This window comes from Vagococcus bubulae, assembly GCF_003950315.1.
GTDB lineage: Bacteria > Bacillota > Bacilli > Lactobacillales > Vagococcaceae > Vagococcus > Vagococcus bubulae.
The window spans coordinates 36023-50414 of record NZ_NGJT01000017.1 but is presented as its reverse complement, the minus strand read 5'-3'; the positions used below and the strand labels follow the sequence as shown (position 1 = coordinate 50414).

The following is a 14392-nucleotide window of genomic DNA, read 5'->3' as shown; positions in this document are numbered from 1 at the left end:
GACTTGGTTCATGTTATAATCTTTATACATAAATAGCACTCCTTTTTAGTTGGTTTAGTCACCTTAATTATAAAGGATAGTGCTATTTTTTTCGTCAAAAAAAAGGAACAAAATCAAAAATAATTTTGTTCCTTTTAATTTTCGTTAATAGACTTTTGGGTCAGCCTCTTTTATTTTTTAGAATGATAAATCAATAAGTCTTGGTATACAGGAATAAATCCAACTCAAGTCCTATGACATTTGTTTAAAAATAAGACATAATATGAGTGTAGGTTAGTAATGTATAGATAAAGAAGTTAAGAGGAGGATATACAATGAACGAACGCGAAAGAATTTTAGACTTAGTTAAAAAAGGTATTTTAACAACTGAAGAGGCTTTAGTATTATTAGAAAATATTGCCACAGAAAAAGATGAAAAATTAATTGACAATGAAGCAAAACAAGTGAACTATAAATCAGCAGAAGAACAAGCCCAAACAGGCTATAATGACAATGAGGCATTAGAAAAGATTTTAGAAAAATTAGCAGAAGAAGAAAATAGAAAATCTGTGGAGTATGATGAATTAACTGTTGAGATTCAGGGATTAAGACAAGATATTCGAGAAATCGAAGAACAATTGACAGTCTTTGATACAATGGAAGATTTAGATACATTGACGCCTGAAAAAGAAGCAGAGCGTGAGCAACTGAAAAAAGATTTAGCTTATTTAAAAGAAACAGATGTTCAATTATCTAATGAAAAAGCAGAATTAAATGAAGAATTAAAATCGATTAAAAAAGAGCGACGTGATACACAAGAGACAGAAAAAATATTAGGATTTGATATTCCAAAGGATTGGAAAGAACAAACGAATGAAAAAATCAATCAAGCTTCTGGCAAAGTAGAAGAAGCAGGTAAGTACTTTGGTGACTTTTTGAAAAAAACAGTGGATGCTGTTAGTTCTACCGTTTCAGAGAATGTGGAATGGAAAGATGTTAATATTAAAGTACCTGGTGTAAGCTCTCATAGTTTTACACATGAGTTTCTTTATCCAAATAGTACTGCTACATTGATTGATGTCAAAGTAGCAAATGGTAAAGTTAAATTTAAAACATGGGACCAACCAGATGTAAAAGTCGTTGCCAACATTAAGTTTTATGGTAAATTAAACAACAATACACCATTTGAAGCGTTCATTGAGCGCAGTGAGATTGTTGTGGATGAAGAAAATATTTCATTCCAAGTACCAAACAAACGACTAAGCTGTGAATTAGATTTTTATTTACCACAACATTTATTTGACCATGTGTCAGTAAAAATGTTAAATGGTGATATTAAAGTTGAGGATATGTTATTAGGTGACGTTTTCTTAAAATCAACCAATGGTAAAATGAAAGTAAAAAATATTAAAGCAACCATGTTGGAAGTTGAAGGTGTTAATGGTAATATCCAAGTAGAAGATAGTGAGATTGTTGATTTTATTGGTCAAACAGTGAATGGAGAATTAATTAGTAAATCTGTTATTGAGCATACAAATGTATCGTTAATTAATGGAACAGTAAAAATCACATCAAATGATTTAAAAACTAAAAAAATCAAAGCGACAGTGGTGAATGGAGACATTAAAGTGTCTTTAGCTAAACAAGCTGGTATTCAAGCAGATTGTCAAACAAACTTTGGTTCAATCAAAAATCGTTTGGATAACATTGATATTTTAAAAGAAAAGAAAGAGCGAATGAATCAAATGGTTGAATTTGTTCGACAAGAAGATGACATGATTCAATTATCTTTAAATACCACAACAGGAAGTATTTACTTGAAAGATAATGACTAATAGATGGAGTGATAAAAATGGGAAGAAAACTAACAAAATCAAGTAATAATATTGTTTTAACAGGAACATTAGCAGGGATTGCAGAATATTTTAATATTGATCCAACGTTGGTAAGAATCATTTATGTGATTTTATCTATGTTTACATTTGGCTCACCAATTATTTTATATATTTTATTAGCCTTGATTGTTCCAGCTTCAAATAAACAAAGTAGACCACGTTCTCCATATGAAGGATACAACAGCCATCCATATGAAGAATCATCTAAAAGATATAAAACAAAACGACCAAGAAAAGAAGCTCAAAAAGTAGAAGAAGATGACTGGAGTGACTTTTAGTGACCTATTTTCAACGTCTAATTATTAATACATTGGCGTTTATCTCATTATCGGTGTTATTTCCTTCCATGTTTTATGTCAACAGTTTTATGATGGCAATTGTGGCAAGTATCGTGTTATCTGCCTTAAATGTGTTAGTAAAACCGATATTACATATTTTATCCCTACCGATTACACTCATAACGTTTGGGTTATTCAGTTTTGTGATAAATGGATTGATGTTAAAATTTACATCAGTGATTGTAGGCGAACAAAACTTTGCTTTTTCAAGTTTAGGAGCAGCTGTTTTTATTTCGTTATTGTTGTCACTGATAAATTCAATTATCGCTAATAGACAAGTGGATAGATATTAAAAAATGAATAGTTGAAGCATATGGTGTGTTAACACTGTATGCTTTTTTTGTTAATTTGACTGATTTTAAATTGATTTATCTCTTTGCTAGATTTTTTATGTCTTTTGATTTAAACTAGTATTTATGAAAAAGTTTTGAAAATGGATTGAGTGGACAGATAAAGAAAGTAGGGAAAGAAGATGACATTACGTTCTGGCATTGATGTGGGATCAACCACTGTAAAACTGGTCGTGATAAATGAAGAAAATGACGTGTTATTTTCCAAGTATGAGCGTCACTATTCCGATGTTAAAACTGCAGCAATAAATATTTTGAAAGAAGCACAAAAAGTGATCGGTGACCAACCCTTAACGATGAATATCACAGGTTCGGGTGGGATTGGTTTAGCTGATATTTTAGATATTGAATTTATTCAAGAAGTGATTGCCTGTACGAAAACGGTTGAAGAGATAATACCAGAAACGGATGTTGCGATTGAATTAGGCGGTGAAGATGCGAAGATAACCTTTTTTGATGGTGCAATGGAACAACGAATGAACGGTAGTTGTGCTGGGGGGACAGGTGCATTTATCGACCAAATGGCAACCCTCTTAAAAACAGATGCTAATGGCGTGAATGAATTAGCTAAAAACTATCAAACGATATACCCTATTGCATCAAGATGTGGGGTGTTTGCGAAAACGGATGTGCAACCTTTAATTAATGAAGGCGCAGCAAAAGAAGATATTGCAGCAAGTATTTTTCAAGCAGTGGTCAATCAAACAATAGCAGGTCTTGCTTCAGGTAGAAAAATAAAAGGTAAGATTGCTTTTTTAGGTGGACCATTATACTTTATGTCAGAACTTCGCCAACGATTTATTGAAACATTAGATATAAAAGAAGAAGATGTAATCTTCCCAGAAAATCCGCAACTATTTGTTGCCATGGGAGCAGCACTTGATTCAGAACAGTCAAAACCAAATCAGTTAAGTGAGTTAATTCACTTATTAGAAACAGAAGAGATGTCAGAATTATCTCAGTCAGATCGTTTAGAGCCTTTATTTGCAACACCAGAGGATTTAGCATCATTCAGACAAAGACATCATCAGGCATCTGTGAATGAAAGAGAGTTAGCCACACATGTTGGGCCAGTATTTTTAGGTGTTGATGCAGGTTCGACAACGACGAAACTAACGTTGATTGATGATGAGGGAAATTTACTTTACTCTTATTATGGAAATAATGAAGGAGAACCATTAGAAACAACCATCCGTATCATAAAAGATGTCTATAAAAAATTGCCAGAAAAAGCCTTTATTGCCAAGTCAGCGATTACTGGTTATGGTGAAAAATTAATTCAACATGCATTGAAGATAGATATTGGGGAAGTTGAAACAGTGGCTCATTACAAATCTGCCAATTATTTTAACCCAGGCGTTGATTTTATTTTAGATATTGGTGGACAGGATATGAAAGCCATGACGATTAAAGATGGTGTTTTGTCATCTATTCAATTAAACGAAGCTTGTTCTTCAGGGTGTGGGTCATTTATTGAATCATTTGCTAAATCACTTAATTACGGAGTAGAAGATTTTGCGAATTTAGCATTAGAAGCCAGTCACCCAGTTGATTTAGGGTCTAAATGTACCGTGTTTATGAATTCGAAAGTGAAGCAAGTTCAAAAAGAAGGTGCATCTGTCGGAGAAATTTCTGCCGGATTAGCGTATTCTGTTGTGAAAAATGCATTGTATAAAGTGATTAAAGTTCGAAGACCGGAAGAATTAGGTGAAAAGATTGTGTGCCAAGGTGGGACATTTTACAACGAATCTGTTTTACGAGCTTTTGAAGAACTTGTAGGACGTGAAGTTGTGAGACCATCGATTGCGGGACTGATGGGAGCTTTTGGAGCATCCCTTATTGCATTAGAAGATTATGAATTGGGGGATGAATCAACCATTTTATCTCTTGAAGAGTTAGATGACTTATCCATTGAAAATGATCGCATGGATTGTGGGTTGTGTGAAAATCATTGTATGTTAACGGTGACGTTATTTTCTGATGGTCGTCAGTTTATTACAGGAAACCGTTGTGAACGTGGTGCTAGAATTAAAGTCAAAAAAGAAGATAAAAAAGAAAACTTGGTCGATTATAAGTACAAACGCTTATTTAAATATAAACCACTTCGTAAAAAAGAGGTGACACGAGGAGAAATTGGGATACCTCGTGTGTTAAATATGTATGAAAATTACCCATTGTGGCATACGTTTTTTACCGATTTAGGATTTAGGGTGAAACTCTCACCACGCTCGAATAAGTCAGTCTATGAAAAAGGTATGGAAACGATACCGAGTGATACTGTCTGTTATCCTGCCAAAATATCGCATGGACATGTTCAGTCATTGATTGATGACGGAGTTCCGTTGATTTTTTATCCAGGCGTTATCTTTGAAAGACAAGAAGAAAAGTCAGCAGACAATCATTTTAATTGTCCAATCGTTCAAAGTTATCCTGATGTGTTACGAAATAATATGGATGACATCAGAGAGGGAAAAGTGGATTATCGTAACCCATTTTTAAACTTAGCGGATCCTGATTCAGTGGCACATGTTTTATATGAGTGCTTTAAAGATTTTGATGTGACACAAGAAGAAGTGACAAATGCCTTAACACATGGGTATGATGAGTTGGAGAAATTTAAAGAAGACATCCGAGCCAAAGGTGAAGAGACTCTTCGCATGTTGACGTTAAAAGGTGAAAAAGGGATTGTTCTAGCGGGCCGACCATATCACATTGATCCAGAAATCAATCATGGTATTTCACAGATTATTACTCAAGAAGGGTTTCATGTGTTAACAGAAGATAGTATTTCTCATTTGGAAGAAGTAGACAATTTGCGTGTAGTCAATCAATGGGTGTATCATTCTCGTTTATATGCAGCAGCTAAAGTGGTTGGAAAAAATCAACACTTAGAGATGATTCAATTGAATTCATTTGGTTGTGGGATAGACGCTGTGACAACTGACCAAGTGGAAGAAATATTAGATAGACATGGTAAAATTTTTACCGTACTAAAAATTGATGAAGGGCTAAATTTAGGGGCTATTCGTATCCGTATCCGTTCTCTTAAAGCGGCAATGAAAGAGCGTGAGAGAAATCATTATCAACCGGAGATTCAATTTGAAGAGCCTGAAAAAATTGTCTTTACAAAAGAGATGCGTAAAAAACATACATTATTGTTGCCTATGTTAAGCCCAATTCATCAAAGTGGCCTATTTGATATCGCATTGGAGTCTTCAGGTTACAACGTGGTGTGTTTGCCGATGATGGATAAAGAGGCAGTTAATGTGGGGTTAAAATACGTCAATAACGATGCATGCTATCCAGCAATTATCTCAATAGGTCAACTTGTGGAAGCTTTACAAAGTGGAGAGTATGATTTAGATAATGTGAGTGTGCTGATGACACAAACAGGTGGTGGGTGTCGTGCGACAAATTACATTCCACTTCTTAGAAAAGCATTAAAAGAAGCAGGATTTTCTCAAGTCCCTGTTGTATCGGTTTCTCTAGGTAATAAAGGAGTCGAAACAAACCCAGGCTTTAAGTTTACCTTGCCAATGTTAAAACGAATAGCTGTCGCTGTATTGTACGGGGATTTGTTTGAACGTTTAGTTTATCGGACACGCCCTTATGAGGTCAATAAAGGAGACATTGATGCTCTACATCAATCTTGGCTTAAAAAAGTAGAAAAAAATGTCCGTAATGGTTCTTTGACATTGTTTAATAAAAATATGAAGCAAATCATCCAAGACTTTGATACGATTCCATTACATGAAACCACTAAACCAAAAGTCGGAATTGTTGGAGAAATTTTTGTGAAATATTCTCCAACAGCTAATAATGACATTGTGAGATTATTGGAAGATGAGGGGGCAGAGGTAGTGGTTCCTGATTTAATTGGGTTTATGAATTATTCACTATACAATCAAGTTTGGAAATACGAAAATCTTGGAATGCCAAAGAAAAATAAAACATATGCAGAATTTGCGATTAAATTGATTGAAAAAATAGAAAAACCGATGTCAAAAGCATTAAATAATTCTAAACGATTTAATGGGGTGCATTCTATTAAACAATTAGCAGAAGACGCTAGTAAAGTATTATCAATTGGTAATCATACTGGAGAAGGATGGTTTTTAACCGGAGAGATGATTGATTTACTAAAAACAGGGGTTAATAATATTGTCTGTATGCAACCATTTGGCTGTTTACCTAACCATGTTGTGGGGAAAGGTGTTATTAAAGAATTACGACATCAATACCCTGGGGCAAATATTGCGGCGATTGATTATGACCCAGGCGTCTCTGTTGTTAACCAGTTAAATCGTATTCGTTTGATGCTTGCTACTGCTAAGAAAAATATGCAACCAACTGTTAAAGCTTAGTAACAATAAAAAGTAAATACAAGGGCTAATTTATAATATAGGAGTTGTTATAGATTGGAAAAGGTGAGGGGATTATGAAAAATGTTGTTAAAGCAATGGTGGTTATTTTAGGGCAAATAGTTGTTTTTAATCAAGTTGGTCAGAGTGAAAACTACAAAAAAAGCTTATTAAATAGTCCAGCATTGGCTTTGTTAGGGTTTGTTGGTTTAGTTTTTTTATTTAACTATGTGAGTAAGTTAAAGACAAAGACGAAAATATTACAAAAAATCGTGTCATTATTTTTTGCGATAGCGACATGGTTTATGAGTATTTATGGTTCAGGTTTAGACACAGTGATGGAGGTCATTGTGTCTCCAGTTGGGGTGATTTACTCTATATTATTTGTTGCTTCTTTTTATCTCTTAATAGAAACCATGCAAAAAATATTAACTTATTATTATCATAAAGACGAAACCATTCATTATAATAGATGGTTTATTCGGTGGTTTGAAGCTCATTCATTTTTAATACCATTTATTTTAATTAATTTGGTCTGGTTACTTGTGGCCTTTAGTGCATACCCTAGTGTGTTTATGGGAGACTCATTGGATCAATTAACTCAGTTTTTTTTACTAAGTACTAGGACAGCAGCTCATCCTGTTACGTCTACTATTTTTATGGGGAGTTATGTACATGTTGGGCAATTAGTTAGTACAGCTAACAATGGGTTATTTTTATATACTGTTGTTCAAGTTGTTTTTGTCGCATTTTGTGTGTCTTACGCTATTCACGTCACATACAAATTAACCAGGAATAGTTCATTACTACTGATTATTATGGTTATTTTAGCGATGATTCCTATGACAAATGGAACAGTTATTTTAGCAACAAAAGACATTATGTTTTCCGGTTTTTTTGTTTTATATATGGTAAGTTTAATTACTTATTTTGTGGATGATGATTACTATAAAAAGCATCATTTATATGTCATGCTATTCTTTAGTGTGTTTTTTATGATGCTGTTTAGATATAATACTCTTCATTTTATTGGATTAACTATTGTGGTGTATGTGTTTTTTGGGTTAGTTATGAGAAAGAAGTTTTATCGATTAACCTCCGTTACGATAATGATGATACTCGGTTTACTTGTCGGTTTTGGGTGTAATACTTTTTTAGCTAATGCGTTTGCTGAAGAACAAACCACACCAAAACGACGCGAAATGCTGTCGCTTCCTTTTCAATTTACTGCAAGGTATGCAAAATTTCATAGCAGTGATGTAACAGAAAAAGAGCGCATAGTGATTGATAAAGTATTAGATTATGATGCTATTAAGAAAAATTATGATCCGTATCGTTCAGATGTGGTAAAAGCGACACACAATGAATCGGCTACAAAAGACGAGATGACTGATTATTTTAATGTTGTAAAAAAACAAATAAGAATGGAACCACTAACGGCTGTTGAGTCAGTTATGGCGAGTCATTCAAATTTATTTAATTTAAACAAAACAGTGAATGATTATTATTCAAATGGTGTCAAGATGTCTGCTGATGATATGGAAACGATGAATTTAGAAAAAATAGGCATTCATGATAACAAACGTTCTCTTAGATTAAATAAGATACGTGTCAGATTATATAAAGTGTTTGACCGATTACCAGTGTTAGCGCAAATAGATAATTATGCTTTTTATGTTTTTATGATGTTGGCAGTATTTGTTTTATGGTTTACAGATAAGCAGTTTTATTTAGCTGGTTTACTGATTCCAACGGGAGCATTTATTGGAACGTTAATCGCTGGTCCAATTACTTTAGGTTATATTCGTTATATTTTACCTATTGTATTAGTAACACCTTTTCTTCTAGTTGTTGCATTGCAGACAAAAAAGAAACCATCCCTTGATTTAAATGATTAATCAAAGTAGGAGAAAATGATGAAACAACCAAAATTAAAGAAAGTTTATTTAATGGTCATGTTTTTATTGATTATCATTTCAATTGTGGTGAACGTCATTAATTTTAAACACAAAGAAATGATTAACATGATAATACTTGTTGTTTTTGCTTTAGATAGTTTTTACACGTTATGGAAAACTGATGATAAAAAGGATTATTTGAAGCATCATTTTCTAGATTTTATTGCGATTATCCCTTTTCATCATGCTTTTCGGTTAGTAAAGTTTTTCCCACTTGTGATTCAAAGTATTCAGATTACATCAATTGGTCAACGTTATGTGTTGCCTGTATTTTTAAAATTGAGAGAGACAGGAACTGGGAAACTCTTTAATATCTTTTTAATTATCTTTATTTTCTTGCCACTTCCTTTGTTGTGGGTGGAGCCGAACATTAAAAATTATGAGGATTTGATTTGGTGGGAAATGCAGACAGTTACGACAGTTGGATATGGCGATATTGTTATCCAAACAGGTTTGGGACGGTTTATTGGTGGTGTTTTAATGATATTAGGTGTGGGGATTATCTCGACATTTACCAGTAGTTTGACACGTGTCCTAAGTCATTCTAAGAAGCCGACTCATAAAAAAGCGGATTATATTATCGAATCTTTATTAAAAGAAAAATCATTTAGTGAAGATGATCTAGAAATTATTGATGCGTGGTTGAAGTTGGAACAAAAAAAGAAAAAAAGAAATCGTTAAATTTATAGATGTTATGTACCTCGCTTTATGCGAGGTTTTTTTGTTGTGTGTTTAGTATCATATTTTATTTGGTTATGATATTCTGTTTTTAATGATAAAATGATGAGGAAAAAGAGGTGTCGAATGATAAGAAAAAAATATGTGATTTATATTGTTCTGTTATTAAGTATATTAACAGGTATATTTTATATCGCTCAACAAAGAAATAGTTATAAACTTCAAAAAAATAATCAATCAGAAACCTTACAAATAGATATTGCCTTACTTGATTATCGACAAATGGCGAGTGAAGACGGCAGCGAGTTGTATCGAAACTTATTAGAACAAGCCTCTCAAATTGCCAGGCAATCAAATGCTTTACTATTTCAAGATGAAAGAAAATTTATTGATACCTCGATTGAGTTAACAGCTATTCAAGAAAAGGCACAAACATTAGATGGTTTTGCTGACATTGTTTCACTACAAAAAACACGCACTCAAATACAAAGAGATAAGGTGTATTATCAGAATTTAAAACAGGATCATGAGACGTTATCATTAGGTAAACAGTCATTTGGTCGATTATTAGTTTCTCTTTTAAGTATGTTAGGGTTTGTTTGGTTTCCACTGATGTCTTTAGTTAATTCACGATTGGTTGTGGAAGAAAAAGATCATGAGAGTTTGGTTAAAGGTCAACCTCGAAGTTTAATACAACGTTTAGTTAGAATATGTGGTAAAAGATTTTTAGTGATAATGGGTATCTTCATAGGAAGTATCAGCTATCTTGCTTTGCTACAATTTTTTGATAATAAGTTGTTTGGCGATTTTGGTTCTGTCGAAGTCATTAAACAACAGGTGTTTGTAGTGATTAGTGTACTGGGGAAAATGAGTTATTTTGTCTTGTTTGGTGCTTTGTTATATCTTGCTTCCTTTTTACTGAGTATTATGTTAAATACTATTACTAATAATAGTTACGTCACTGTCATCGTTGAATGTTTGGTGTATAGTTTGCTATTTTTATTTCCATCAATTATCCAACTGAGTGTGTTTCAATGGTTAGGAATCTTATCCCCATCATTAATCATAGATGGCCAGTGGAATCTGTCAACAAATCAAGGACTGATTATCTTAATCACAATGATACTTATTTTATTTATTATTTGTGTGTGGCAATTAACCTTTACAAAGAGAGGAAGACAATATGAGTGAATACATCAAACAAGAGTATGACGACTTTTTTCATAACAAAAAGAATATCGTATTGTATCTTCTTGTGGGACTTCTTACATTATTCTTTGTTATTCAATTAGAGCCGAGTTATAAAATCCATGAGGCAACCAATTTTAAAAATTTGGAATCTAGTTACTTAGATAAGAAACAGTTTTTAGAAACAGTTAATTTAGATGGTGATACACATCCAAGAGTTTTAGAAGCAGTAGCGGCATTTAATATCATGTTGCCTACTGAAAAGAAACGATATGAGTCTTTAAAATCAAATCATTTGGCTGAGTATGCTGCAAGTAGTGCTATATGGTACGGCTTTGGGACAAGTTACAATCCATCTTATTATACTTATGGCAATGATTTCGCTAAGTTTGAAAATACATACGGTAGCAGTAGTATGATACCTAAGATGACGGAATATGCTAAACGAGGCAACTCTTTATCTATGAATGAACTGAATGAAAGGACAGCTTGGCAACAGGTTGAACGATTGATGAAACGAATAGTACCGATGTTATTTAGTTTACTGGCCATTTTATTTTCGATTGATTTATTAAGTAAAGATAGAAAGCATAGTAGTTTAATTGATGGTTACCCAATCAGTCTATTTAGACGAATGATGATAAAACTTATCGTTACTATGAGTGGTTTATTTTTGGTCATCATTCCATTAGGCATTGGGTTTATTATTGTTGGACTACGACGAGGATTTGGCTCTATCCATTTACCTTCTAGTTATAGTGTTTTTCCTGTTGAGGCTATTTCCAATCTTGAATCAACTTTCCATAGTCAAACAATTGGCCTTTTTCTAGTCAAAAGTAGTTTATTATTATTACTACTAGTCTTTTTAATTATGCTAGTCTCATTACTAATATCATATTGGTCAAAAAATGATTTTCTAAATTTAGTTATGATCAGTTGTATCACTTTTTCAAGTTTATTGTATCAAAGACATGGCTTGGGTGATATTTATGCCATTCAATATTCGCCAATGAGTTACTTATTTACCGGTGATGTTGTTTCTGGTTACCAAGGATTTTTCTGGTCCACTCCATTTCTCACATATAATCAAGGATTGATGGTTGTGGGTATATCAATTGGTGTATTTATTGTTATAACGAAACTAAGTACAATCAAGAAACGTCAAATATAAGGAGGATACGATGATAAAATTAGAAAATATTCGTTTCGCTTATAAAAATAAGCCAATATTAGTTGATATTACACAAGAATTTCATGCAGGAGAAATCATTGGTCTTGTTGCACCAAATGGAACAGGAAAAAGCACACTATTAAATGTATTAATGAATTATAATAAACCACAAAAAGGTCAGCTGATTATTGATGGGACCGATACGTATAAAACAGCAAAAGATCAAATTAATTTGTATAAAAAAATAAGTATGATGCCAGACCAACAAGATTTATATGAATCAAAAACAGGGATGGAACACTTGAGTATGTATAAAGCGATTTGGCATTCGACGATTGATATCAAACGGTTGGTAATCGAATTACATATGACACATTATGTGAATGATAATGTTAGTAGCTACTCATTGGGAATGAGGCAACGGTTGTGTTTTGCTATGCAAATAGTGACCGATACAAAAATTATGCTGATGGATGAAGTGATGAATGGTCTTGATCCGACAAACGTGACACTCATATCAATGATGATGTCTAAAAAAAGAGATGAAGGAAAACTTATTTTTATCGCTTCTCATTTACTGGATAATCTAGAATCTTATGCAGACCGAATTTTTTTCTTGATTAATGGTCAGTTGGAATTATTTTATGATAAATCTAGTCCACATCAAAATGGTGAAAAGTTTTTAAAAATAAATGTGACAGATAGTAGTTTCCTGCCTGATTCACTTTTAAGTAGAGGAATATTATTATCTGAAGATAGGTTGATTATTCCTTTAGAAAAAGAAGAAGAGCACACGATATTTAATGATATTCCGGTTGAAAAAATGCAAACTATCAGTGTTTCAAGATTAACTCTAAAAGAAGCGTATGAAATAAAATTTGGGTTAAATAAAAAAAATTGACCTGTAAAGAAAAAACACTTTACAAGATTAATTAAAACTGTTAAACTATGCTTTGTGATTAAAACAAATCAAAAAATTTTTGGAGGTGCCTTAATAATGGCAGTTAAAATTCGTTTAAAACGTATGGGTTCTAAAAAGAAACCTTTTTATCGTATGGTAGTAGCAGATTCTCGTTCACCTCGTGATGGACGTTACATCGAAGTAGTGGGAACTTACAACCCATTAACAGATCCAGCTCAAGTAAAAGTTGAAGAAGACTTAATCTTAGACTGGTTATCAAAAGGAGCTCAACCTTCTGATACAGTACGTAACATTTTATCTCGTGAAGGAATCATGAAAAAACATCACGAAGCTAAATACACTAAAAAATAAGGTGGGCATATGAATGACTGATGCAAAAGATTTGGTATTAACCATTGTCCGTCCGTTAGTTAGTCAACCTGATTCTGTTCGTTTAGATGTTGAAGAATCTGAAGAATTTATGGAGTACAACTTAAGAGTGGCTTCAGAAGATATCGGTCGAATTATTGGAAAACAAGGTCGTGTTGCAAAAGCAATTCGTACGATTGTCTACAGTGTTCGCACGAATGATTCTAAAAGAATTCGTTTAAATATCCTAGATGACAACAATTAAAAAGCAAGCATTAGAGATAATCTAGTGCTTGCTTTTTTGCTATCTATAAGCTGTAAATCCTTTTCCAACGACTTCATGAGCACTTGTTACAACAACAAAGGCTTCTTCGTCGATGTCTAGGATAGATTGTTTTAATGTAATGAATTGATCTTCTTGAATCACGACCATAATCATTTTTTTTGATTCCAAGTTTAGACCACCTTCAATAGGAATAAGAGTAGCTCCTAAATCTAAATCAGAAATAATTTGTTCTCTAATTTTTTTATAATCATTTGAGATGATCATGACATTTTTAGAAGATTCTGGTCCAACCTGAACCGTATCGACCATACGACTCGTTAAATATAATGCAATGAGAGCAAATAAGACCGTTTGAACATCAAAGACAAATAATGCACTTAAAATAACAAGTCCATCACAAATTCCTAAAATAATCCCCAATTTAATTGGAATATATTTTTGAACGATTAACGCAATCAGAGCAGTCCCTCCAGTAGAGCCTTTTCCTAAAAAGACTAAACCAACTCCTAGTCCAACTGTGACACCACCAAAAATAGCAGCAAGTATCGGCTCAATATTATTTAACGCAACCCCATGAAGCAATGAAACGAATAAGGGGACGAGAAAGCTCCCTAAAATACTTTTGAAAAAAACTTCTTTCCCTAATAAGAAAAAAGATAATGTCAATAAGACGAAATTGACAGAAAATAACACAATACTAGGTGTTAAATGAAGTGTTTCATATAAGATAATCGTTAATCCATTAATCCCTCCTGAAACAATTCGGTTAGGCAATAAAAAAGCATTGAAACCAAAAGCGACAAATAGTGTTCCAATGATGATAAAAAGTGTATCGCTAAAGCGAGGCCCTATTTTTTTTTGTAACGTTTGTACCATAATGACTCCTCCTTGAAAATATATCGTAACTTATATCAGAAA

Annotated in this window: 12 protein-coding genes; 11 read left to right on the top strand and 1 reads right to left on the bottom strand. The window is 33.0% G+C overall.

The genetic code is table 11. The features are described 5' to 3' along the window. Nucleotides 1-314: 314 nt before the first annotated feature. From liaX to CBF36_RS09045, 11 genes are all read left to right on the top strand, one after another. On the top strand, nt 315-1814 hold the full coding sequence (gene liaX, locus CBF36_RS09095) for a daptomycin-sensing surface protein LiaX (protein ID WP_125958144.1): 1500 nt from the start codon (nt 315-317) through the stop codon (nt 1812-1814). Between the two features lie 17 nt (nt 1815-1831). Further along, the gene (locus tag CBF36_RS09090; RefSeq protein ID WP_125958143.1) at nt 1832-2152 is read left to right on the top strand and encodes a PspC domain-containing protein; all 321 of its coding nucleotides are present in this window, start codon (nt 1832-1834) and stop codon (nt 2150-2152) included. Next, nucleotides 2152-2505 carry a phage holin family protein gene (locus CBF36_RS09085; protein WP_125958142.1) on the top strand — a complete coding sequence of 118 codons (354 nt, stop codon included), beginning with the start codon at nt 2152-2154 and terminating at the stop codon, nt 2503-2505. The genes CBF36_RS09090 and CBF36_RS09085 overlap by 1 nt, the downstream gene beginning before the upstream one ends. Before the next feature lie 179 nt (nt 2506-2684). Further along, on the top strand, nt 2685-6926 hold the full coding sequence (locus CBF36_RS09080) for a 2-hydroxyacyl-CoA dehydratase (RefSeq protein WP_125958141.1): 4242 nt from the start codon (nt 2685-2687) through the stop codon (nt 6924-6926). 74 nt (nt 6927-7000) lie between these two features. Next, the gene (locus tag CBF36_RS09075) at nt 7001-8821 is read left to right on the top strand and encodes a DUF6020 family protein (RefSeq protein WP_125958140.1); all 1821 of its coding nucleotides are present in this window, start codon (nt 7001-7003) and stop codon (nt 8819-8821) included. Between the two features lie 18 nt (nt 8822-8839). Next, nucleotides 8840-9562 carry a potassium channel family protein gene (locus CBF36_RS09070; protein ID WP_165865445.1) on the top strand — a complete coding sequence of 241 codons (723 nt, stop codon included), beginning with the start codon at nt 8840-8842 and terminating at the stop codon, nt 9560-9562. Between the two features lie 123 nt (nt 9563-9685). Continuing rightward, nucleotides 9686-10750, top strand: a complete 1065-nt coding sequence (locus CBF36_RS09065; RefSeq protein ID WP_125958138.1) for a hypothetical protein — start codon at nt 9686-9688, stop codon at nt 10748-10750. Continuing rightward, nucleotides 10743-11918, top strand: a complete 1176-nt coding sequence (locus CBF36_RS09060; RefSeq protein WP_125958137.1) for a hypothetical protein — start codon at nt 10743-10745, stop codon at nt 11916-11918. The genes CBF36_RS09065 and CBF36_RS09060 overlap by 8 nt, the downstream gene beginning before the upstream one ends. A 10-nt stretch (nt 11919-11928) precedes the next feature. Continuing rightward, a complete protein-coding gene (locus CBF36_RS09055) occupies nt 11929-12819 on the top strand; it encodes an ABC transporter ATP-binding protein (protein ID WP_125958136.1) in 891 nt (296 codons plus the stop codon). Nucleotides 12820-12915: 96 nt separating this feature from the next. Next, nucleotides 12916-13191: a 30S ribosomal protein S16 gene (rpsP, locus tag CBF36_RS09050; RefSeq protein ID WP_117974025.1), complete on the top strand. Its 276-nt coding sequence runs from the start codon at nt 12916-12918 to the stop codon at nt 13189-13191. A 13-nt stretch (nt 13192-13204) separates the two neighbouring features. Further along, complete coding sequence (locus tag CBF36_RS09045; RefSeq protein ID WP_125958135.1) at nt 13205-13453, top strand: KH domain-containing protein; 249 nt, start codon at nt 13205-13207, stop codon at nt 13451-13453. Between the two features lie 39 nt (nt 13454-13492). On the opposite strand, the gene CBF36_RS09040 is transcribed toward CBF36_RS09045, so the two are convergent. Beyond that, the gene (locus CBF36_RS09040) at nt 13493-14350 is read right to left on the bottom strand and encodes a YitT family protein (RefSeq protein ID WP_125958134.1); all 858 of its coding nucleotides are present in this window, start codon (nt 14348-14350) and stop codon (nt 13493-13495) included. Nucleotides 14351-14392: the final 42 nt, after the last annotated feature.